The organism is Inhella proteolytica, from assembly GCF_016093275.1.
GTDB classification, from domain to species: domain Bacteria; phylum Pseudomonadota; class Gammaproteobacteria; order Burkholderiales; family Burkholderiaceae_C; genus Inhella; species Inhella proteolytica.
On sequence record NZ_JAEDAK010000022.1, the window covers coordinates 1 to 21,729 of the forward strand.

General features: G+C 69.1%; 23 protein-coding genes. 4 read left to right on the forward strand and 19 right to left on the reverse strand.

Annotated elements, in window-relative coordinates:
• From I7X39_RS20985 to I7X39_RS21040, 12 genes are all read right to left on the reverse strand, one after another.
• Positions 1–2,411, reverse strand: a 2,411-nt coding sequence (locus I7X39_RS20985; RefSeq protein WP_198113243.1) for a winged helix-turn-helix domain-containing protein, incomplete at its 3' end; no start/stop codon positions are given.
• 41 nt (positions 2,412–2,452) lie between these two features.
• Positions 2,453–3,055, reverse strand: a complete 603-nt coding sequence (locus tag I7X39_RS20990; protein ID WP_198113244.1) for a redoxin domain-containing protein — start codon at positions 3,053–3,055, stop codon at positions 2,453–2,455.
• Positions 3,056–3,188: 133 nt separating this feature from the next.
• Complete coding sequence (locus tag I7X39_RS20995) at positions 3,189–5,306, reverse strand: protein-disulfide reductase DsbD family protein (protein WP_232352105.1); 2,118 nt, start codon at positions 5,304–5,306, stop codon at positions 3,189–3,191.
• Positions 5,307–5,368: 62 nt separating this feature from the next.
• Positions 5,369–5,686 (reverse strand): MmcQ/YjbR family DNA-binding protein, encoded by a 318-nt coding sequence (locus tag I7X39_RS21000; protein WP_198113246.1) that lies wholly within the window; start codon positions 5,684–5,686, stop codon positions 5,369–5,371.
• Positions 5,683–6,237 (reverse strand): GNAT family N-acetyltransferase, encoded by a 555-nt coding sequence (locus tag I7X39_RS21005; protein ID WP_198113248.1) that lies wholly within the window; start codon positions 6,235–6,237, stop codon positions 5,683–5,685. Before I7X39_RS21005 ends, I7X39_RS21000 begins: the two co-directional genes overlap by 4 nt.
• Before the next feature lie 513 nt (positions 6,238–6,750).
• Positions 6,751–7,335, reverse strand: a complete 585-nt coding sequence (locus I7X39_RS21010; RefSeq protein ID WP_198113249.1) for a DUF7010 family protein — start codon at positions 7,333–7,335, stop codon at positions 6,751–6,753.
• Between the two features lie 546 nt (positions 7,336–7,881).
• Complete coding sequence (locus tag I7X39_RS21015; protein WP_198113251.1) at positions 7,882–8,442, reverse strand: hypothetical protein; 561 nt, start codon at positions 8,440–8,442, stop codon at positions 7,882–7,884.
• 285 nt (positions 8,443–8,727) lie between these two features.
• Positions 8,728–9,114 carry a VOC family protein gene (locus tag I7X39_RS21020; RefSeq protein ID WP_198113253.1) on the reverse strand — a complete coding sequence of 129 codons (387 nt, stop codon included), beginning with the start codon at positions 9,112–9,114 and terminating at the stop codon, positions 8,728–8,730.
• 94 nt (positions 9,115–9,208) lie between these two features.
• Positions 9,209–10,462, reverse strand: a complete 1,254-nt coding sequence (locus I7X39_RS21025) for a DUF4382 domain-containing protein (RefSeq protein ID WP_198113254.1) — start codon at positions 10,460–10,462, stop codon at positions 9,209–9,211.
• A 207-nt stretch (positions 10,463–10,669) separates the two neighbouring features.
• The gene (locus I7X39_RS21030) at positions 10,670–11,650 is read right to left on the reverse strand and encodes a hypothetical protein (protein ID WP_198113256.1); all 981 of its coding nucleotides are present in this window, start codon (positions 11,648–11,650) and stop codon (positions 10,670–10,672) included.
• A complete protein-coding gene (locus I7X39_RS21035; RefSeq protein ID WP_198113258.1) occupies positions 11,647–11,919 on the reverse strand; it encodes a hypothetical protein in 273 nt (90 codons plus the stop codon). Before I7X39_RS21035 ends, I7X39_RS21030 begins: the two co-directional genes overlap by 4 nt.
• A 136-nt stretch (positions 11,920–12,055) precedes the next feature.
• Positions 12,056–12,286: an RNA-binding S4 domain-containing protein gene (locus tag I7X39_RS21040; protein ID WP_198113260.1), complete on the reverse strand. Its 231-nt coding sequence runs from the start codon at positions 12,284–12,286 to the stop codon at positions 12,056–12,058.
• 48 nt (positions 12,287–12,334) lie between these two features.
• Between I7X39_RS21040 and trhO the strand changes: the two genes are divergently transcribed.
• From trhO to I7X39_RS21060, 4 genes are read left to right on the forward strand one after another with little or no spacing between them, the layout of a single operon-like run.
• Positions 12,335–13,180: an oxygen-dependent tRNA uridine(34) hydroxylase TrhO gene (gene trhO, locus I7X39_RS21045; RefSeq protein WP_198113262.1), complete on the forward strand. Its 846-nt coding sequence runs from the start codon at positions 12,335–12,337 to the stop codon at positions 13,178–13,180.
• The gene (locus tag I7X39_RS21050; protein ID WP_198113264.1) at positions 13,170–14,120 is read left to right on the forward strand and encodes a pseudouridine synthase; all 951 of its coding nucleotides are present in this window, start codon (positions 13,170–13,172) and stop codon (positions 14,118–14,120) included. Before trhO ends, I7X39_RS21050 begins: the two co-directional genes overlap by 11 nt.
• A gap of 54 nt (positions 14,121–14,174) precedes the next feature.
• Entirely contained in the window at positions 14,175–14,429 is a 255-nt protein-coding gene (locus tag I7X39_RS21055) for a type II toxin-antitoxin system Phd/YefM family antitoxin (RefSeq protein WP_198113266.1), read from the forward strand.
• Between the two features lie 15 nt (positions 14,430–14,444).
• Positions 14,445–14,855: a type II toxin-antitoxin system VapC family toxin gene (locus tag I7X39_RS21060; protein WP_198113268.1), complete on the forward strand. Its 411-nt coding sequence runs from the start codon at positions 14,445–14,447 to the stop codon at positions 14,853–14,855.
• A gap of 25 nt (positions 14,856–14,880) precedes the next feature.
• On the opposite strand, the gene I7X39_RS23755 is transcribed toward I7X39_RS21060, so the two are convergent.
• The 7 genes from I7X39_RS23755 to I7X39_RS21095 form a co-directional block, all read right to left on the reverse strand.
• Entirely contained in the window at positions 14,881–15,606 is a 726-nt protein-coding gene (locus I7X39_RS23755; RefSeq protein ID WP_198113270.1) for a DUF4214 domain-containing protein, read from the reverse strand.
• Between the two features lie 218 nt (positions 15,607–15,824).
• Complete coding sequence (locus I7X39_RS21070) at positions 15,825–17,501, reverse strand: hypothetical protein (protein ID WP_198113272.1); 1,677 nt, start codon at positions 17,499–17,501, stop codon at positions 15,825–15,827.
• 5 nt (positions 17,502–17,506) lie between these two features.
• Positions 17,507–19,558 carry a phenylacetic acid degradation bifunctional protein PaaZ gene (gene paaZ, locus I7X39_RS21075; RefSeq protein WP_198113275.1) on the reverse strand — a complete coding sequence of 684 codons (2,052 nt, stop codon included), beginning with the start codon at positions 19,556–19,558 and terminating at the stop codon, positions 17,507–17,509.
• A gap of 258 nt (positions 19,559–19,816) precedes the next feature.
• On the reverse strand, positions 19,817–20,341 hold the full coding sequence (locus tag I7X39_RS21080) for a GNAT family N-acetyltransferase (RefSeq protein ID WP_198113277.1): 525 nt from the start codon (positions 20,339–20,341) through the stop codon (positions 19,817–19,819).
• Positions 20,338–20,733, reverse strand: a complete 396-nt coding sequence (locus I7X39_RS21085; RefSeq protein WP_198113279.1) for a VOC family protein — start codon at positions 20,731–20,733, stop codon at positions 20,338–20,340. The genes I7X39_RS21080 and I7X39_RS21085 overlap by 4 nt, the downstream gene beginning before the upstream one ends.
• Before the next feature lie 32 nt (positions 20,734–20,765).
• Positions 20,766–21,347, reverse strand: coding sequence for a TetR/AcrR family transcriptional regulator (locus I7X39_RS21090; protein WP_198113281.1), 582 nt, complete (start codon positions 21,345–21,347; stop codon positions 20,766–20,768).
• Positions 21,344–21,727 carry an SH3 domain-containing protein gene (locus I7X39_RS21095; RefSeq protein ID WP_198113283.1) on the reverse strand — a complete coding sequence of 128 codons (384 nt, stop codon included), beginning with the start codon at positions 21,725–21,727 and terminating at the stop codon, positions 21,344–21,346. The genes I7X39_RS21090 and I7X39_RS21095 overlap by 4 nt, the downstream gene beginning before the upstream one ends.
• Positions 21,728–21,729: the final 2 nt, after the last annotated feature.

Consider the following 21,729-nt stretch of genomic DNA (forward strand, 5'->3'; position numbering starts at 1 on the left):
GTCAGCACCGCCTGCTGCCACGCGCGCAGGGCCGCGGCGTCGGCGTCGGCCAGTGCAGGGCCCCAGTCCAGCCCGGCCAGGCCGGCCAGGGCCGTGCCCGCCAGCAGGGCGCCGCCCGGCCCGTCGCGGCGCGCCGCCTCGAACAGCGGCTGCAGGGTGCGGGCCGCCGGCTCCTGCTGCCCCAGCGAGCACAGGGCCCAGGCCAGGCGCAGCCGGGTCTCGCCCGCCAGGCCGTAGAGGTCGATGGCCGGCCCCAGGGCCAGGGCGTCCTGCCAGGCCTGCACGGCCGCCTGCGCACGCCCCTCCAGCCATGCCAGCTGGGCCTGCAGCGGCAGCTCGCGCGCCGCCAGCGTGGCCGTGCCACCCGGCAGCTGCAGCGGCCGGCAGGCCGCCAGCTCGGCCAGCGCCTCGCGCAGGGCGGGCCCTTGCTCGGCACTGGCCGCCACGCGCGCGCGAAACAGCGGCAGCAGGTAGGCGTACCAGGGGTTGCCCAGGTGGTTGAACTCGCGCTGGCGCTCGGTGGCGGCTTGCAGCGCCGCCGCGGCGTCCCCGCGCACCAGGGCCAGCAGGGCGTCCAGGCAGAGCTGGTAGGAGCGCACGGCGCCGAGCTGGCTGCCCCAGTGCGCGTCTTCGCGGGCCTGCAGGGCGCGCTGCTCGGCCTCCAGCGTGCGGCCACGCCACAGCGCGCACCAGGCCTGGATCTGCAGCGCGATGGTGCGCAGCGGAATCGGCTGCTCGCCGGCCACGCGCAGCAGCTGGTCGGCATGGCGTTCCAGCGTGTCCGTCATGCCCGGCAGGCCCGGCATGCGCAGCGGCGGCGTGGTCTGGTACCAGAGCTCGGGGCGGTCCAGCTGCACTAGCAGCGCCAGCATGCGCTGGGCGTGCGGCGCCACCGCTTCGTAGCGGCAGGTGTCGATGGCGGCCCAGACCTCGGCCGTGAGCCGCATCAACTGCGCAGCCGGTGCCAGCTCGGCCTGCTGCAGCTGCTTCAACAGCGCTTCGCCCGCGCCATAGCGGCCCAGGGCCATCAGGGCGATGGCGTCGTAGGCGCAGGCCAGCAGGCGTTCGGCCTCGGCGCCGCGCCGCGCATAGCCCAGCGCCGCGCGCTCCATCTCGCGGTGCATGCGCTCGAAGTCCCAGGCAGGCGTCCAGGCCGCCAGCCCGCGCACGAAGGCCAGTTCGGGCAGGTGCTCGCGCTCTGCCGGCGGGAACTGCTGCATCAGGTGCAGGGCCGGCGTGGCGCCGGCGCTGACGATCAGGGCCGGCAGCTGCTCGGCCGCCAGCGTGGCGGCGGCGCCCAGCTCCCCCAGCTCCAGGTGCTGCTGCAGGCGGCGCAGCGGGTCGGGCTCGGTCTGCAGCATGCGCTGGCACAACAGGCGCCAGCGCTCCGGCTGGGCCTGGCGCAGCCGCTGCTGCAGGGCCTCGCGGAACAGATCGTGCAAGCGCAGGCTGAGCCCGCCACCGGCCGGGTCGTCCAGGGCATCGACGAACAGGCCCAGGCGCTCGATCTCGGCCAGGCGTTCCGCGGCCAGGGCGTCGCCGGTCAGCGCGGCACAGCGCGCGGGCTGCAGCTCGGGCAGCACGCTCACGGCCTGCAGGAAGTCGGCCAGGGGCGCGGGCAGCTGTTCAAGCACCTCGGTGAGCAGGAAGTCGAACCAGGAGCGCTCGCTGGCGCGCTGCAGGCGTTCGGCACCGCCCTGCTCACCCTGCAGCACGCCCAGGGCCATGCGCAGGCCGGCCGGCCAGCCCTGGGTGCGCTCGAACAGCCGCGCCACAGCGGCCTCGTCCAGGCCGGTGCCGGCCAGCAGCGCGCGCGCCTCGGGCTCGCTGAACTGCAGCTGGGGCTGGCGGAACTCGGCCAGCTCGCCGGCGGCGCGCCGGCGCGCCAGCGCCAGCGGCGGCTCGGTGCGCGTGGCAAGGGCCAGCGTCCATTTGGGGCTCAGGCGCTCCAGCAGCTCGTCCAGGAAGGCGAAGAAGGCGGGGTCGCTGACGCGGTGCAGGTCGTCGAACACGATCAGGCCCTGCGCGGTCTCGCACAGCTCCAGCGCATTGAGCAGCTCGGCCAGCTTGGCACGCCGCAGGGCGGGGTCGGGCTGCACGATGCCGCGCAGGATGGATTCGGGGGCGCTGCGCCAGGGCGGGTCGAAGGGTTCCAGCGCGGCCAGCAGGCATTCGAGCAGGTGGTGCAGGTCGTCGCCACTGTCGGCGGAGATCCAGGCCAGCGCTTGGCCCGGGCCCCGCGCCGCGGCGGCCTGCGCCAGCAGCGCCGTCTTGCCAAAGCCGGCGGGCGCGCACAGCAGCACCAGGCGCTGCTGCTGCAGGGCCTGAAGCAGGCGCGCCTGCAGCGGCCCCCGGTCCACGAGGGCCGCGCGCAGGCGCGGGGCTTGGATCTTGGTGCGGGCGAAGCTCACGGCGGGCGGCAGTATCCCGCCGCACACCCGCCTCAAGCCCCTCAGCTGTACTTCACCGAGCAGCCGTAAGGCGTGGTGGCGGGCTTGCTGATCGGTTGGCCGGCCTTCAGCTCGCCCAGCGCCTGGGTGACGAAGTTGGTGGCCTTGGGGATGTCGGCCGGGTTGGCGCTGGGAATGGAGTCGATGGCGCCGGCGTACACCAGCACACCGGCCGGGTTGACGATGTACATATGCGGCGTGGTCTTGGCGCCCCAGGCCTTGCCGGCCGTGCCCTCGTCGTCCATCAGCAAGGCACTGGGCGTGGCGCCTTGGCCCTGCAGCCAGGCGCTCAGCTCGGCGGGCTTTTTGTAGTCGCCGCTGCTCGGGGCGGTGGAGCTGATGCTCAGCCACACCGCGCCCTGCGCCAGCGCGGCCTTTTGGGTGCCCTGCATGTTCTGCGCGCCGTAGTGCTTGCGCACGAAGGGGCAGCCGGGGTTCACCCATTCCAGCACCACCGTCTTGCCCTTGAAGTCCGCCAGGCTGACGGTCTCGCCCTGCGCATCCTTGACCTGCAAGGCCGGCGCGGGCTTGCCCACCTGCACTTGGGCCTGGGCGCCCGCCACGGCGGCGAGCAGGGCGGTGAGCAGAAAACTTCGCTTCAACATCTCTGGGCTCCTGCGTGGAAGGGGAAGAACATGACGCATGCCGCTCCTTCCCCCAAGGGGCACCGCGGAAGCGGCTTTGCCGGGCCGCTGGTGGCGCCCCCTGGGGGGAGGCGCCGCAGGCGCTTCGGGGGGGTCACTTCTGTAGGGCTTGCAGGCGCGCGCGCAGCGCGTCCACCGAAAGAATCTCGGCCATCAGCTCGGGCTCGGTGCGGCCCGGCGTGTAGAGCGCATACACGGGCACGCCGCTGCGGCCCAGGCGGCGCAGCTCGGCAGTGATGGCGGCGTCGCGCAGCGTCCAGTCGGCGCGCAGGCGTTGCACGCCGGCGGCGGCGAAGTCCGCCTGCACGCCGGCATCGGCCAGCGCGTTGCGCTTGTTGTACTGGCAGGTGATGCACCAGGCGGCGGTGAAGTCCACGAACAGGGGCTTGCCGCTGGCGATGGCGGCCTGCTGGGCCTCGGGGCTCCAGGCGCTCCAGCCAGCGGCCGGCGCAGCCGCCGCGGCCGGCGCGCCGGCGGGCTGGTGCAGCGAGGGCGCCGCCCACAGCCAGCCCAGCGCCAGCACCACGGCGGCACTGAGGCGCCAGCCCCAGCCGCGCAGCGCCCAGGCCCACAGCGCATAGGCCAGCGCCAGCAGCAGCACCAGCAGGGCCACGGCGGCGTCCAGCCCGGCCTGCTGGCCCAGCACCCACACCAGCCACAGCACGGTGGCCAGCATCGGGAAGCCGAGCAGATGGCGCAGGCGCTCCATCCAGGCACCCGGGCGCGGCAGGCGTGCAGCCAGGCCAGGCACCAGCGCGAAGCTCACGTACGGCGCGGCCATGCCCAGGCCCAGTGCGGCAAACACCGCCAGCGCCTGCGCCGGCGGCAGGGTCAGCGCCGCACCCAGCGCGGCCCCCATGAAGGGCGCAGTGCAGGGTGAGGCCACCGCCACCGAGAGCACGCCGGTGGCGGCCTGGTCCAGCCAGGGGCGCTGCGCGCGCCAGCCCGCCACGCCCGAGGGCAGCCAGTTGCCGAACTCGAACAGGCCGAACAGATTCATCGCGATCAGCGTGAACAAGCCGGCCAGAGCCGCCACCACGGTGGGCGATTGCAGCTGGAAGCCCCAGCCGATCTGATCGCCCGCGGCGCGCAGGCCCAGCAGCAGGGCGGCCAGCAGCACGAAGCTCAGCACCACGCCGGCCGTGTAGGCAGCCGCGCCCACATGGCGCTCGTGCGGGGCCTCGCGCACCAGCGCCAGGGCCTTCAGCGAAAGCACCGGGAACACGCAGGGCATCAGGTTCAAGATCAGCCCGCCCACGAAGGCCAGGGCCAGCGCGGCCAGCAGGCCCACATCGCCCCCCGCGGGTTGCGCCGGGGGGCTGGCGGGTGCGCCGCCGCCCAAGTGCTGCACCGGCGCGGCCGCGGCCTCGGGCGCGTTCGCCTGCCAACCGCCCTGCAGCGCAAAGCGCAGGCTGCCGGTCTGCTCGCCCGCGCGCAGCACCACTTCCAGCTCGGCCGGCGATTCACCGCGCTGCGGCGAGAGCGGCAGCGCCAGGCTCAGGCGCTCGCCCTGCCAGTTCGCCTGCTCGGGGCGGGCGTGGTCGTACACGCCGGCATCGGCGCCAAAGGCCTCGATGCCCTGGCCGCGCCAGCCCGCGGGCAGGCCGTCGATCTCCAGCTGCAGGGCCTCGGCCGCCTGGCGCGCCTGCACCTTCACGCCCGGCAGGGGCTGCGGCTCGGCCGCCAGCGCGGCCTTGAAGGCGGCGGCGTGGTCGTTCAGTGGCTGGCCCTGCGGCAGCTCCACGCTGAACTCGCCGCGCTCGGGGATGCAGACTTCCTTGCACACCAGCCACTCGGCCAGCAGGCCCAGCTTCAGCGGGCCGGCAGGCAGTTCGGCCGGCAGCTTCAGCGCCACCGGCAGCAGCAGCTCGCCCTCGAAGCCGTAATTCATCAAGGGGCCCAGCGGCATCTTGTGCGGCGCCGGCCAGTGGATGGCGCCGGCCTGCGCGCCGGCCGGCAGCGTCCAGTTCAGGCGCGTGGGCAGGCCGGAATCACCGGGGTTGCGCCAGTAGGTGTGCCAGCCCGGCTCGTGCTGCATCTGCACGCCGGCCCAGATCGTCTTGCCCGCGCCCACGCCGTCGGGGGCATGCACCAGCAAGCGCGCAGTGGCCTGTTCGCTGCGCACGCTCGCACTGGCCTGCTGGGCCTGCACCGCGCCCATGCCCAGCACCCCGAACAGCAGCCCGATCCCGATTTCTCGCCAGCCCCGCATGCGCGCTCTCCGCCCTCGCCAAAACCCGCCACTGTAGAAGCCCGCGCAGGGCTTTCCGCTGGTCAGGGTCTTGCAACGCCGCTCTTTGCCGCCCAGGCTTCACGCAGCAGGGGCAGCAGCCAGCTGGCGCGCGCACCGGCCAGGCGCACCCGCAGCCCGACGATCTTGCGGCCCCAGGGCAGGGGCTCGATGTGCGCGGGCTGCAGCGCACACCAGCGCTCGCGCGCCTCGGCGCCCACGAACACGCGCAACTCGCTGCCATCGGGCGTCAACGTGGCGTAGATCTTTCCCTTCACCCGGAACGAGGCCAGCTCGAAATGCGGCTGCTCCGCCGTGGCGGGCAGGCCCAGAGCCAGCTCGCGCAGCGCGGCCGGCTTCATGCGGCCAGCCAGTCTCGGCGCGCCAGCCGGTACAGCACATGGCGGCGCAGCGGCGAGCCTTCGGGCACACGCGGGTGTTCGAAGTCCTGGCCCGTGTTCTGCATGCCGATGCGCTCCATCACCGCGCGCGAGCGCTGGTTGCCCACCGCGGTGAAGGAGACGATGGCCTCCAGGCCCAGCTCCGTAAAACCAAAACCCAGCGCGGCGCGCGCCGCCTCGCTGGCGTAACCCTGGCCCCAGGCCGAACGCGCCAGGCGCCAGCCGATCTCGGTGGCGGGCATGAAGGGCGCCTCAAAGCCCGGCACCGCCAGGCCCACGAAGCCGATGAAGGCGGGGCCGCCCTTGACCTCCACCGCCCACAGGCCCCAACCCTGTGCGTCCAGCTTCGCGCGGATGCGCGCGGCCTGGGCATCGCTTTCCTCGCGGCTCAGCAGGGCGGGGAAGTGGCGCATCACCTCGGGGTCGGCGTTCAGGGCGGCGTAGGGGGCGAGGTCGTCGTCGCGCCAGGGGCGCAGCAGCAGGCGGGGGGTTTGGAGGGAGTGGTTCAGCAAAGCTCAAACCTCCGGGTTATTGAATGGGGCTGCACAGCGCATGCGCTGAAGTCTGGCTCTGGTCGAAACGCAAATCCCTTGAACACAGCATTAAGAGCAGGCAACCAGAACCGCTTTGAATGAAATACCCAACTAGCGCTTGGCCAGATGGAAATTCCCTGCAGAAGGGTGGGATGACATCGCCGGCAATCTACTTAGCCTCGGGATTCCTGTAGTACTGACACTTCTTGCAGTAGTAGAGCCCAGGCCCGTGCAATTTTCGCTGATTGAACCGGTGGCCCGCCTTATAAACCAGTAGAGCACCAGCAACTGCAAGCCCTACCACCAAATAACTGTGCTCCGAAAAGCTCAAGACCGCGATAGCGGTCAATCCAACTACAGCCCAGTGCGTAAGCTCTCGGCTCAGCCATCCCAATAGTGGTGTGTGTTTAATAGGAGGCTGAAATTCCATATCGCCCGCGCACTTCGGGCAGATTGGCGAGGGCGAAACCACTATGCCGTGCAACACCTGAACTAAGCCGAGCCACGAAGCGGGTTCGGCTTGAATGAATTGTTAGGGCGCACACCGCGGCGGTTGGCAAGCAGGATAAAGATGGCGAACGCCACCTCAATGGACGCTCCAACAAAGGCGCCGACAGTTGGTGAAGCTAGCGACTTGCCCAGCAGGTAGCCTGCAGCGGCAAGTGAGAGTCCGAGAAGCCAATAGACCCGCATGCCGAAAAGCATGCTGAAAGTCAGATACCGGCCACCGATCACCAGCAGCATGGCCGGGAAAAACCACTCAATACGATAAAGCGACACGACATAGGCAAGAGGCAGGCTGAAAATTAGCCAAAGGGTACTGGCCCAGGCCAATGCCCCGAGGGGATTGCCCTTGTTGTGCTTGCCGGCGCTGCCGAGTAGCTTGCAGATCACGGTTGCAACAGGGTGGATGGCCATCCCGCCAATGAAAAGAACCCATACGGCCTGCTGTGGCGCAGCTTGAAGCGTTGATATTGCCGCAGATAGCCAAGCCAGCGCTGAAGCAAGAACGCCTGCGCCGCCGCTGCAATAGCTGGAGCGCATGTCCGATTGAGCCTGAGTCAAATCGCTGATCATCTTGTCTCCGTCGCGTAGAACTTGCCGTGCGCCCAACGCTGAAGCTAAGCCGCGAGCGGCGGCTTGCCGACGCGAGTCGGCTCGAGTGAATGGTTGGGCATCATGCTACTTGCAGCACAAATCTTCATCGACATGCGACCCCACTAAGTAAATAGAACCCGGCCAGTTTCGCCAACTCGGCAGTGCCCATTGAAGCAGCCTGCTACTCACCGGATAGCCTGCCATTTGCAATGCGTTCACCACGGCTAGGCGCTTTCTACGAATGCGGGGATGCAGCCTTTCATGCCACGGTGGATCGACTAAGAATCGGCCTTTCCTGGGTCTGCATTGGCACTCCCGCGTAAGCAGTCGCCTCAGATAAGCCGAGAGAGTGGCCCGCGAAAGCCCACGCAATTGCACTTGTAGCAGTTGCTCGGGTGACCGGGCACCGCCAGTATGAAACTTCCAAGGTAGTGGCGGACCTCTACGGTTCTTCATGAGGCCCAACGTTGGACATAAGGGGCGGACCAAAAGCGCAGCTTTTGGGACGTCCGCTTGATGGACGGGTTAGGCCGCACTTTCTTCTTCCGGTGGCAACTGCAACGCTGCTGCAAACTGGGCTTGCAGCTCTTTCAGTCGCTGATCGACGCGCGACCATGGTCGTATATTGAACTCGGAGGAGATCAAATTCAGCAGCGACCGTTCCCTTTGGCTCATCTCCTGATCGAAATTTGGGAGCTCAAGCTCCTGCATTGTGTTATGCCTGTCGTACACAAGTTGTTCCAGCCCGAAATAGCCGAAACGAATTCCCAGTGCTAAGAACTCCTTGAGGTTTGCACCAACGATGGTGTTGGACGTGTCGCTCATGGGTACGGTCATCACCACTGGTGAGAAGTCCGTAAATTGACCGTCTAGAGCCAATAAGCCGTAGTGAACTCCGTCGCCGCCAGTTGTGGCGAAGGTAAGTGAATTGAGAGGCGTGCACCAGTACCCGTAGTTGCGCGGGGGAGCCAGCAAGATGAGGCCGATCGGATCGAAGAAATCGTTCCAATCTGCACTGGCGCATTCCGGATCACTACCCGTGAGGCCCCAGAGTTTGCGCAGCGTCGAATTGCAGAGGTCGTTCATGTGAGGCCAAACTTGGTTTTAGAGCGCAACCGCTCCCGATAACACCCGCACCGCGGCGTAACACCCGCCGAGCGCCATACAAATTCTCTTGACCCATCAACAGCTTGGCTCCAATGGTCAGCTCGTACCAGGCAATTAAAAGTTTGCGAACTACCGTGGCACGTCGCTCTGCTCGCAAATCCTGCGCTTGAAACGGGGCCAAACCCGTATCCCGTCGACTCGTATCGCTGGAGTCCGCCCGGAAGAGGATGCGGCCAAGGCCCGGGGCCCCACGCCCTGCGCCGCTCACTGCCCCTCCGGCGGCTCCCACAGCTCCACCTTGTTGCCCTCCGGGTCGATCACCCAGCCGAACTTGCCGTACTCGGATTCATCGACCTTGTCCTGCACCTGCACCCCTTCGGCGCGCAGCGCCGCCAACAGGGCGTGCAGGTCCGCCACGCGGTAATTGACCATGAAGGGGGCGGTGCTGGGGGCGAAGTAGGCGGTGTCGGCCGCGAAGGGGCTCCACACGGTGCTGCCCGCGCCCTGCGGGTTGTCGGGGCCGTTCCAGCGGAAAGACGCGCCGCCCCAGGGCTGCACGTCGATGCCCAGATGCTTTTGGTACCAGGCGGCCAGGGCTTTGGGGTCCTGGGCCTTGAAGAAGATGCCGCCAATGCCGGTGACGCGTTTCATGGGTGGGCTCGCTTGCGGGCGGCTTGCGCCGGGGCAAGGAGCTTAGGGCAGCGACCCGACCGGCGGGGCCGGGCTCGCCCGGCCCCCGGGGCACTCAGAAGCTGAAGTTGACGACGGTGTGGCCGGTCAGCAGCAGGCCTTGCGTCTTGGCCGTGGCCACGCCGGTGGCGCTGGCCTCCAGGCGCAGCTTGCCGGCGTCCAGCGGCTGGCCGGCCCAGCTGAAGGAGGTGGCGGTGGGGCTGTAGGCCGTTTGCACCGGCGCGCCCAGGGGCAGGGCGCCGAGGAGGTACTGGCCGCTGACGGCATCGGCCGTGGCGTAGCCGATCTCCACCGTCGGACCGGCCGTGAGGCTTTGCAGCGCGCGCACGGCGCCGCCGGTGTTGGCGGTGCTGCCGGCCAGGCTGACGGTGCCGCTGATGTCGGCGCTGAGCAGTGAGACCGGCGTGTTGATGCGCACCGTCTCGCTGCCCACCAGGGTGTGGGCGGTCGTCACCACCGGCACGCCGGTCATGACCGCGGCCACGCGGCCCGGGGCGGTGATGACGAGCTCGTAGCTGCCGGCCGGCACGGGGTAGAGCACGAAGCGGCCGCTGGCATCCGGCGGCGTGGCGCGCACCGGCAGGCCACCCTGCTGCACCGAGACAGTGGCGCCCACCATCGCCGGGTTGACGTAGCCGACCACGCGCAGGCCGGCATCGCCCAGCATGGGCAGGGCGCTGAGCACGGGCTTGAGCAGCAGCTTGCCGGAGTTGCCGGCCTTGACGATGGATTTGCAGGCGTCGAAGTCGATCGCCAGATCGGCCACCTGATTGGCGGCAACGTCGAGGTTCAGGTTGATCTTCAGGCCGGACTGGGTACCGCTCGGGGTGTCGAGCGCGCGCTCGCCGCCGCCGCCCACGGGCTGGGCGGCATTGGCCAGGGGGTTGGCGCTGCTGTTGGGCTCCAGCACCAGGCGCAGCTGCTGGTAGCGCCCGGCCGGCAGGGCCACCTGGCCCAGCTCGGCCAGGGCGCCATTGGTGAGCGCCAGCAGGTCCAGCCGGCGCGGGGTGGGCAGGTTCAGGTCCACCCAGCCCGTGGCGCTTTCATCGGCCGTGCTGCTCGCGTGCACGCGCACCTTGCTGACGGTGACAAAGACCTTCTCGTAGCCGCAGGACGGCGCGTCGGTCAGGTACACGCGCAGGCTGCCCATGCTGGCCCCGGGCCCCGGTGGCGCGGGCGGGGTGGGCAGCGAGGCCGAGACCCCGCCGCCGCCACAGGCAACCAATGTGAGCACTGCGACCAGCGCGGCCGTGGTGGACGGCAGAGCCAGGCGGGCGGCTGCCGGAGCGGGTGCGGGCAGATGGGGCATGGCGGGTCGGTGGACAGTCGAACACGCAGGCAGGTTAGGCAGGGCCCGCGAGCGGGTCTGTCAGCGGCAGCCCTGAAGCCTTGTAGGACGAGCGCGCAAGGCCGGGCTACTGACGAAAGCGCAACAGCCGCCAGCGGCAGGGCACCCAGCGCTTCAGGCGCTGAAGGCGCACGCTCAAGCCAAGTTCACGCCAAGTTGGGGGGCGTATCAGGCCAGCTTCAAGCCCGGCTGCAGCGCACGGCTTTCGCGGTCGTGCAGTTCCACCACGGCGCACAAGCTGGGGTGCACTTCGCCGGAGCCCAAGGTCTCGATCCAGCGGCAAGCGGCGTAGCCGGCGGCAGCTTGTTCGTACCGGGCCACCCATTGCGCACGCAGGGGCAGGCGCGAAGGATGCACGGGCCAGACCCCGGGCCGCGGGCGCAAATGCTCGGTCATGCCGATGCGCCAGGGCTTGGCGCTCAGGCGGGCGCGGAAGCAGCGCTGGTTCTGGCACATGCGCACGTACAGCGGGTCCGCGCCCACGCTGTCGAAGAAGGCCTTCACCTCAGGTGCCAAGGGGTCAAAGCCCTGATGGGTGGCCAGCAGACGCCATCCATTCGGCGTGGCGTACACACGCACAGCCCAGGCCGGGTGCCGGGCCAGGAAGTCCAGCAGGCGCGCCCGTGTCCATTGGGCCGGGCCGCCCCTTGCGGCACTCAGCAAGCGGCGAAGCCAGCGGGTCAGTGGCGCTGCCAGGAGCAGGGCGAGGGCCGCGAGGCCCGCCGCCAGCACCTTGTGTTGCAGGTACCAGCCCATTGCCACAGCCAGGGTGGTCAGCACCAACCACACCACAAGCCCATCGCGAATGGGGTGTCGCGGCTCGAAGTCGATGTCGGCGAACAGGGCATGAGGTGAATTGAGGCAGCGCGCCCCGTAGGAGTTGCGGGTAACAACCTCCTCACCCTGCCGGCTCACCACCTCCTCGCGGATGGGGACGCCAACCGCCCCGTTGTAGGCCAGCTTGCGCTCGCGGCGCTCCAGCGTTTCACCGGCCAGGCTGCGCGCCAAGGCCGCGGCAACCCGCGCGTCGGCCATGGCCTGCGCGTCCTCCACGCTCTGCATGGACCAGCCGAAGCGACGCAGGGTCAACTGGCGCTTGCCTGTGCGGTGAATGACGCGGGCCTCGGCCCAGTGGTCAGGAACGATCATGTGGGTGGGGCTTGTGCGCCGCCCTTCGGTTCCTGGCCCACAGCGACCGCGAGCAGACCCAGGCCCGCCACAAAGAGCAGCGCGCTCCAGGCCAGATCCACAAGTCTGAGCGTGAGCTTGAACCAGACCGATCCGCCAAACATCAGCGCCAGCCCCAGGCAGGCCAAGACTTTGCGCAGGAGTGGCAAATCCTCGAACTGCCGCGAGAGATCTGCCCAGTTGGCCCGCGCAATCGCCGGCTCAGCCGGCCGAGGCACACGCTGCCGCACCAGCAGGTCTTGGACTTCCGCACCTCGCGGTCGGGCCGGAAAGCCGCAGGCCCCGCAAGCCATGGCCGCACCGGGGTTGGCTTCATCGCAGGACAGGCAGCGCCAGCGATAGGGCAGGCCCCGGCTGTTCACTCTCTCACTGCTCCGGATCCCCATCCACCACCCGCAGCGCCGCCGCGCCCAGCTGCACCACATCCCCGCTGCGCAGCTTGCGCCCGCGCCGGGTTTCCACTTCGCCATTGACCTGCACCAGGCCATCGGCAATGACGGCCCGCGCCAGTTCGCGCTGGCCGTTCAGGTCGGCGGCCTTGATCAGGGCTTCGAGGGTGATGTGGTCGCCGCGCAGGGGAAAGGTGTCGGGGTTCATGGGCGCAGTATCCGGGTGTGGCGGCGGCGGGCTCGGACAATCCCCGTCATGCCCAGCCCCGAAGCCCCCGCCCTGCTGCACAGCAGCTTCTACCGCTTCCACCCGCTGGCCGACCCGGCCGCCGCGGCCGAGCAGGTGCGCGCGCTGGCGCAGGGCCTGCGCGGCCCCATCGTGCTGGCGGCTGAGGGCATCAGTGGCGCGGTGGCCGGCACGCCCGCGGCCGTGGCCGCCTTCGAGGCGGCGCTGCAGGCCTGCGGCCTGTTCGGGCCGCGGCCCCTGGTGTTCAAGCACAGCCCCTGCCGCACGCCACCCTTTGGCCGGCTCAAGGTCAGCGTGAAGCCGGAGATCGTGGCCCTGGGCCTGCCGCAGGCGCAGGCGCTGCCGGTGCCCGATGAGCACGATGACTCGCATCTATCGCCCCAGGCCTGGCGCGAGCTGCTGGCACGCGGCGACGCGGTGCTGCTGGACAACCGCAACAACTTCGAATGGCGCCTGGGCCGCTTCCGGGGTGCCACCGACCCCAGCGTGCACCACTTCCGCGACTTCGTGGCCTACGTGGAAGCGCACGCGCCGCAATGGCGCGCCGAGAACCGCCCGGTGGCCATGTACTGCACCGGCGGCGTGCGCTGCGACAAGACCGCGCCCTGGATGCGCAGCCTGGGCCTGCAGGTGTTCCAGCTGGACGGCGGCATCATGAATTTCTTCCAGGCCTTGCAGGACGAGGAAGGGGCGGCCCAGCGCGACTGGGAGGGCGAGTGCTTCGTGTTCGACAAGCGCATTGCCCTCGACCCCCGGCTGCAGGAAACCGGCACCCCGCCCGAGGCGGTGTTCGACCCCACGCACCCCGACGAAGCCTGGCGCCTGGCGCGCGCCCGCCGCCTGGATGACGCCTGAAGCCTTCCGCCCCGCCCCACGCGCCGGCCTGAACGCCAGCCAGGTGCGCGCCGGCGGCGGGCCTTACCGGGATGTGCTGGCCTTCTTGCAGGCGCGCTTTCCGCAGGCCCTCGATTGGCCGCAGCGCCTGCTGGCCGGCGAGGTGCTGGACGCCGCCGGCCGGCCGGTGCACGCCCAGAGCCCCTGCCCGCCCGGCACCCTGCTCTGGTACTGGCGCCAGCCGCCGCAGCCGGAAGCACGCGTCCCCTTCGAGCTGACGCTGCTGCACCAGTGTGAGCGCCTGCTGGTGGTGGACAAGCCGCCCTTCCTCGCCGTCAGCCCCGCCGGCCGGCATGTGCAGGAAACGGTGCTGGTGCGCCTGCAGCAGCAGCTGGGCCTGCACGACCTGACGCCGCTACACCGCCTGGACCGCGACACCGCCGGCGTGCTCGCCTTCTGCGTCCAGCCCGCGCACCGCGATGCCTACCAGGCGCTGTGGCGTGAGCGCCGGGTGCACAAAGTCTACGAGGCCATCGCGCCCTGGCGCGAAGACCTGACCCAGCCCTTCACCGCCCGCCACCGCCTGGTGGAACCGAAGGACGCGCGCTTCCACCAGATGCAGGTGGCGGCAGGCGAGCCCAACTCGGAAACCGAGGTGGCGCGGCTGCAGGAGATCGACCCGGCCCTGGTGCCCGGCGCTCCAGCGGGCGCGCGCCTGGGCCTGTACCGGCTGACCCCGCAGACCGGCCGCAAGCACCAGCTGCGCGCACAGATGGCGGCGCTGGGCCTGCCGATCGTCAACGACCGCGTCTACCCCGTGCTGCAGCCCGAGGGGCCGGATGACTTCGGGCGGCCGCTGATGCTGCTGGCGCGGGCGCTGCGGTTTGTGGATCCGCTGGATGGGCGGGAGCAGGGCTTTGAGAGCGGACATGCGCTGCCCCTGGGCCGCAACGGGGATTGACTGGCAGGTCCTCAACCATCAAACTAGTCAGCAAACTAGTTTGAAAGGACCACCATGGATGCATGGCCCGTACAAGACGCCAAGGCACGCTTCAGCGAATTTCTGGAGGCCTGCCTGTCCGAAGGCCCGCAGATGGTGACCAAGCGCGGCGCCGAAGCCGCCGTGCTGGTGCCGGTGCAGGAATGGCGACGCCTGCAGATGGCCGCCCGCCCCTCACTCAAGGCCTTGCTGCTGGCCGACAGCGCGCGCAGTGAAGCCCTGGTGCCGCCACGCGGGCGTGCCAAGCGACGCCCGCCGCAACTGCCTTGAGACCGCAGAGGCGCCATGTACCTGCTGGACACCCACATCGTTTCCGAACTGCGCAAACCCAAGCCCCATGGGGGTGTGCTGGCCTGGCTGCAGGCCACGGACGACGCGCAGCTGTTCCTCTCCGCCGTGACCCTGGGGGAGATCCAGGCCGGCATCGAAATCACCCGCGAGCAGGACGCCGCCAAGGCCCTGGACATCGAAGCCTGGCTGGCGCAGCTGGCCCAGGCCTACAACGTCCTGCCTATGGACGCTGCGGCTTTCCGGCAATGGGCGCGCCTGATGCACCGCCGTTCGGACACCCTGTACGAAGACGCCATGATTGCCGCCACCGCCATCACCCGAGGGCTGACGGTGGTGACGCGCAACGTGGCCGACTTCAAGGCCTTGGGCCTGGAGGTTTTGAATCCGTTTGATGTGCGTTCTTGAGGGCGCTCGAGCGGGCTGAGCGCCCTCACGGCGGCGGCGCGCTCACACCCTCGAACAGCACGCCGGTGTCGAGCAGCCCGACCAGATTGATGTTTGTCTCGTTGAGCGACACGCTCGCCGCCAGCTCCAGCAACTGTCCCTGCGTCATGCCGCCCTGCAGCTGGGCCACATAGCCCGCCAGGGTCGCCGCATCGGGCTCAGCACCGACAACGTTGCGGTAGAGGGTGCTGACGAAGTCGCTGGCGTTCAGGTTCAGCAGCTGCGCCACCATCATGCAGACCTGCGCCAGGCTCTGCCCGCTGTCGAACAGCCCCAGGCCGATGCCGACCCAGTCCGGGTGCGCGCGGATGGCGGCGGCATCGAAGGCCGCGCCGATCACGCGCACGGTGTTGCCGGCCGCCTCGTCCAGCGCGAGATCGAAGGCGAGCTTCTTGTCCGGAAACTGGAAGCGCTCGATGCCCGTGTAGTCGGCCGAGCTGTCGGAATCCAGCACCATGAAACCCGTGGCGGTGCGGCTGATGCTGTGCATCGTCGACAGCCGGTAGAAGGCCGCCGTGTCCAGGCCCGGCCCGCCGTCGATGGTGTCGATGTTGTGCAGGGTCCAGAGCGTGTCATTGCCCTCGCCGCCATACAGGCTGTCGATTCCCAGCCCGCCATCGATCACATCATTGCCGGCCAGCCCGTAAATGATGTCGCCCTGTGAGCCGCCCTTGATGACATCGTTGCCGGCGGTGCCGTTGATGAGTGCCATGGCGCGCCCTCCAGTAGCTGCTTGTGGGGCAATCTAATGCGCGGGGCGGGGCGGTTCAAGGCATGCTCAGCACGGAGTGACAAGCCATTCTGAACAGCGCGGGGCTGGACAGGCGCTTTTCTTCTGGAAGGCCTCGGGCGCGAAAACCGGCAAGGGGCGCCCTTGAAGTCGCGGCCATGGGACCGGGTGAATTCCTACCCACCCGGGATCAACCTCCGTCAGATATCGCCGCGCGGGCTCCAACCAATGCCGCTGCGCGCCACGGCGGCATCCGTCGTCGAGATCCGCTCCAGCGTGGGAATCAGCTTGTCAAAGGTCTGCTGGCAGAGTTCGCGCCGGTACATCTCGTCATCGACTTGGCTATAGCCGCAGTAGCGGATCACCCGACGCAGCGCCATGCCCGCGTCGACCGGAGCCCGCAGCGCGCAGCCTTCAAAGACCTCGTGCAACTGCTGGTGGTGCTCCCGAATCAGAGCCTCGTGCGAGAGCCCCAACAGCAGGTCCACCCGGGTGTACAGCTCGTGCTCGGGCAGCGCCAGGATCAAGCGCTGCTGCAGTGCCTGAAAGCGCGCGCGCAGCCAAGGCAACAAGGCGTGCTCGGTGGGCGCCGCCACGCGAACATTGCGCCCCGACATCTGCTTGGGTTCCAGCAGATCCAGGCACGCGCCGCTGACCTCGCCAACGGCCATACCAACATCTGAGAATTCGAACCAGGAGTCCCTCGGCGGTTGCGCCTGAAGCGCGTCCAGACGCCGATCCACCAAGATCTTCAGCAAGTGCAGGGCCTCTGTAACCCCAGGTGAGGCAGGCTCGCCATAAACGCAAAGGGCTGCCAGGCAACGCAGCCGCCGCACCTGCGCCTCAGCAGGCATGGCGCGCAGCAGCGCCATGCAGTGCGGCACCAGCCGAGCCCAGTAGGGCTGCGCGGGGTCGCCAAAGCGGAATAGATGGTCCAGGGCCTCCAACGCGGCTTCGGGCGCAAGGTCAGTGCCGTCCAGGGTCCAGTCAGCCAGGCACTGACAGCTGGCGTCCATGATCTGCTGCAGGGCAGCTGACCCCTCGGGCGCCAGTCGGCACGCCAGATAGAACGAGTCCCAGACCGACCTGCAGAGCATGGAGACCGCAAAGCCAGGGCGTCTTGACTGGAAGGCCATAGCGAGCCGGTATGCCAGCTGCGGGTCTGCGTTCAAGACATGGATGTTCAGCAAGGTCGGTGCGCCCTGAACCTGCCAGTGGGCATCAACCACGGTCGACGCCGCGTCCCCGTCCTCTTCGGCAAACTGGCACAGAAGGCGCCAGGTCTGCATATCCAACTCGTTTCCCGCTTCCCATCTGGCACCGCCCGGCCACAGCTTGCAGCGCTGCAGGGCGGCGAAGCGGCGTGCCAGCGGTACCCGCGCGTCATCCAGACACTCTGCGGCCAGGGCAGCGAGGCTTTTGTCGAACTCAGAGGGGTGCGAAGCCAGGGCCGGAAGGGGCAACGCACGCAGCAGCCACAAGCTCACGAAGGCCTCATCGGCTGGGTCGGCGCGCACCGTTGCACGCAGCAGGTCATGCAACCTGGCCTCCAGGCCGCGCGCGCGCCAAGCCTCCATCCGGTGCAGCGCCTCCCCCAGCCGCGCCAGCAGCCGGACAGCGAGCCGTGGGCGCTTGGGATGCATCCAGGGAAGGATGCGGTGGTGGTTGACCAGCGCCGCGCACGCGGAAAAGAGGTTGGGCCGCGCCAGCAGGCGCGGGTCCAGCCCGGCGTAGGCCTGAGCCAGCGGCGCCAACCGCAAGCGTTCGGCCTCAGTGCAGTGCGCAAACAGCCCTTCGCGACGCCGGATCAGTTCAACGCGCTGCTCGTTGCCCAGCTCCTGATGCGGCAGAAATGCCCTGGGCGTGAGAGGAATCAAGTCACTCAGAGCGCAGCTCCTCGCCGCGCCACCAAAGTCAGGATCTCGTAACTCGCCACCAACTCCCCGCGCTGATTGGTCACCGCCACGTCCCAGGCGACCACACCAGCGTCGGGCTGGCCTTCACGAGGCGGGCGGTCGATCTTGCGCTTGGCCGTCAGGCGCGCCTGGATGGTGTCGCCGATGGCGACCGGCGTGACGAAGCGCAGCGTCTCCAGGCCGTAGTTGGCCAGCACCGGGCCGGGCGCGGGGCTGACGAACAGGCCGGCGGCGGCGCTGAGCACGAAGTAGCCGTGCGCGATGCGCTGGCCGAACTGGCTTTGCTTCGCCGCCACGTCGTCGAAGTGCATGTAGAAGTAGTCGCCGCTCAGGCCGCCGAAGGCCACGATGTCGGCCTCGCCGACGGTGCGGCGGTGGGTCAGCAGGCTCTGGCCCACCTCGACATCCTCAAAGTAGCGGCGGAAGGGGTGGATCTCCGACTCCTGCACGGCGCCGCCGCGCTGGTACTCGCCGGTGACGGCCGTGAGCATGGTGGGCGAGCCCTGCACCGCGCAGCGCTGCAGGTAATGCTTGACGGCGCGCAGGCCGCCCAGTTCCTCGCCGCCACCCGCACGGCCGGGGCCGCCGTGCTTGAGCTTGGGCAGCGGGCTGCCATGGCCGGTGCTTTCCAGCGCGGCCTCGCGGTCCAGCACCAGCAATCGGCCATGCCAGGCGGCGAAGGTGGGCACGGCCTGCGCGGCCAGGGCCGGGGTCTTGGTGACCAGGCTGCCCACCAGGCTGCCGCGGCCCAGCGTGGCCAGGTGCAGGCCTTCCTCGTAGTCGTCGTAGGCCATCAGGGTGCTGACGGGGCCGAAGGCCTCGACGCTGTGCACCTGGGTCTGCTGCAGCGGGCGGTCGCAGCGCAGCAGGGTGGGGGCGAAGAAGGCGCCATGCTCGGTGCCCGCGCCCTTGGGCGTGAAGCCGTCGCGGCCGCTGAGCAGGATCTCGTTGCCCTCGGCCAGCAGCGCGAGTTTGTCCATCACATCGGCCTGCTGCGCATGGCTGGCCAGCGCGCCCATGCGCACGCCCTCGATGGCGGGGTCGCCAACGACGATCTTCTTCAGACGCGCGCTGAGCGCGTCGCCCACGGCGTCGATCAGGTGGCGCGGCACGATGGCGCGACGGATGGCGGTGCACTTCTGGCCGGCCTTGGCGCTCATCTCGCGCGCCACTTCCTTGACGAAGAGCTCGAACTCGGGGTCGTCGGGCGTCACGTCCGGGGCCAGCAGCGCGCAGTTCAGGCTGTCGGCCTCGGCGTTGAAGGGGATGGAGCGGCGCAGCAGATTGGGGTGGGCGCGCAGCTGCAGGGCGGTGTCGGCACTGCCGGTGAAGGTGACGACATCGGGCTCTTCAAGGCGCTCGAACAGATCACCCGTGCCGCCGACGATGAGCTGCAGGCAGCCGGGCGGCAGCAGGCCCGAATCCATCATCACGCGCACGGCCTTTTCGGCCACATAGCTGGTGGCGCTGGCGGGCTTGACGAGGCAGGGCATGCCGGCCAGGTACGAGGGCGCGAACTTCTCCAACATGCCCCAGATCGGGAAGTTGAAGGCGTTGATGTGCAGCGCGATGCCGCGGCGCGGCACCAGCACATGGCTGCCGATGAAATGGTTGTTGGCGCCCAGGCGCATGGGCGGGCCTTCGTGCAGCACATTGCTGCTGGGCAGGTCCTTGCCGCCGATGGACGAGTAGGCGAACAGCGTGCCGATGCCACCCTCGACGTCGATCCAGGAATCGCTGCGCGTGGCACCGGTGTGGGCGCTGATGGCGTACAGCTCTTCCTTGCGCTCCATCAGGTACTCGGCCAAGGCCTTCAGCGTGCGGGCGCGGTCCTGGAAGTGGGTCTTCAGCAGGGTGCTGAGGCCGGTGTGGCGGGCATAGGCCACCATCTCCTCGAAGTTCAGCGTCTCCTCGTGCGTGTGCGCAACGACCTGGCCATTGATGGCGGAACGCAGGGCCTGCTTGGGGCTGTGGCCGACCCAGCGGCCGGCGGTGAAGCTTTGGAGGGTGGTGCTCATGGTGTTGCCCTTGTCTTGAATGCTGAACTCAATTCGTGGATGGGGTTTCATGGCTGATCGTGAGAGCCCTCGGGGGCTTCACCCCCGAACCCCGACCCGCATTTCTTTGCTGCGCCAAAGAAATGCGGGTCGGGTGCAGCGGGCTGAGGCAGAAGCGAGAAGGGCCCACTGCGGGCCCTTCGACCCCTGCCGAAGGACAGCGCGCATGCAGGCGCGCTGGCGAAGCCCCTGCGGGCTCCCACGAAAGCGAACCAAGCCTCATAACTCGCAAGCCATGTGCACCTTGCCAAAGAACTGCCCGGTCTCGACATCCCGCATCGCCATCGGCTCCACACCAAAGCGCTTGAAGCCACAGCGTGCGTAGAGGTTCTCCGCAGCCGCATTCCCCTCGGTCACCGTCAACCGCACCACGCGCACCCATTCACGCGAGCGCGCCGCCGCCAACACGGCCTGCACCAGGTCCACACCCAGGCCGAGACCACGCGCTTCGGGTGCGACGTACATGCCGAACAGCAGGGCCTTGTGGCAAGTCTTGGGCCGGGTCTCGAACTCCAGGCCGGCGCTGCCCACCAGCACGCCATCGGCAAAGGCGCCGAACACGCACTCCGGGGCATCGGGCGCTTCGCTGGCGCGGGCCAGCCAGAAGCTCATGGGTTGGGCGGCGCGTTCGCTCACCGTGGCCGTGAAGGCGTCCGGGTGCTCGGCGTAGGCGCGCAGGCTCAGGGCCCGGTAGGCGGGGGCGTCGTCGGCGCCGAGGCGGCGCACCAAGGTAGTCGCGGTCATACGGGCTCGTGGCAGACGGCTTCGATGTTGTTGCCATCGGGGTCGATGACAAAGGCACCGTAATAGTTCGGGTGGTAATGCGGGCGCAGGCCCGGCGCGCCGTTGCAGCGCCCACCGGCCGCCAGCGCGGCGGCGTAGAAGGCGTCGACCTGCGCCCGGGTGGCTGCGCGCCAGGCCAAATGGCAGGCGGTGGTGAAGGGCGCGCCGCCGAAGGGCGAGGGGCCCTGGATCAGCCAGGTGTCGAGCTTGCCGTCGTGGATGAAGCCCTGCATGGACTGGCCGTCGAACTCGAAGCTCGGGCCCTGCGTGTAGCCCAGCGGCGTGAGTGCGGCGGCGTAGAAGGCGGTACTGCGCGCCAGGTCGGCGACGCGAAAGGTCATGTGGTCGAGCATGGTCTTCTCCCTGTGATTGAGTTGGGGTGGCTTCAGGCGGCGACGGCCGGCAGGCCGCCGAGCAGCAGCTGGGCCACCACCTCGGCCAGCTGCGCGTCGCTCACCGGGCCCTCGGGGCGGTGCCAGGTGTAGGTCCAGTTGATCATGCCGAACAGCAGCATGGTTACGGGCTTGGCCAGGCCTGCAGACTCCAGGCCCGGGCGCAGCGCGGCCAGGGCGGCGGCAAAGCCGTTCACCACCTCGCGCTCCAGCTCGCGCACACGCTGCTGGCGCGGCTCGGGCAGGAACTTCAGGTCCTCGGTCAGCACGCGGTGCTCATGCCGCGCGGCGGTGTAGACGGCCAGGAAGCGCGCCACCAACGCACGCAGCTGGGCCTCGGGCTCCAGGCCCTGCGCGCGCACCTCGCGCACCAGGGCGGCGAGCTTCTCGATATGCGCTTCACAGATGCGCGCCAGCAGCTCGGCCTTGTCAGGCACGTAGTGGTAGAGCGCCGGCTTGCTCAGGCCGCAGGCCAGTGCCACCTGGCTCATCGCCGTGCCGGGGTAGCCGTTCTGGGCGAACAGGCGGGCGGAGACGGCGAGGATGTCTTGCTCGCGGGGATTGGGAGTGCTCATGGAGAGGCGCTGGCCGCTTGTGCCGGTTGGCGCGAAGGATGGTCCGCTCCGTAGGGAGCAATCAATTCAAGACCGGCTTCGGCGACCCAGGCTGATCCCCAGTCACCGTTCACCAGCAGCCCCACCTGTACCCAGCCCTTCCGAACTGCATAGGCCGTCACGAACTCGCCCCGCGCAAGCGTTTTCAGCGTCGGACAGCTTCGATCGGGTCCTAGATGGACCGGCAAACCCTGAGGTGCAACGACCTTGGCTTCGAGCGAAGGGTTGAAGCCCGGTTCGGCCTTTGCCCAGGCTTGGCTCAACTGCTCGCAGCGCTTGTCCTGCGCCCAGGCGCAGCCATGGCACCCGACAGCCAAGGCAAGCAAGAGCGCAATTCGCATGG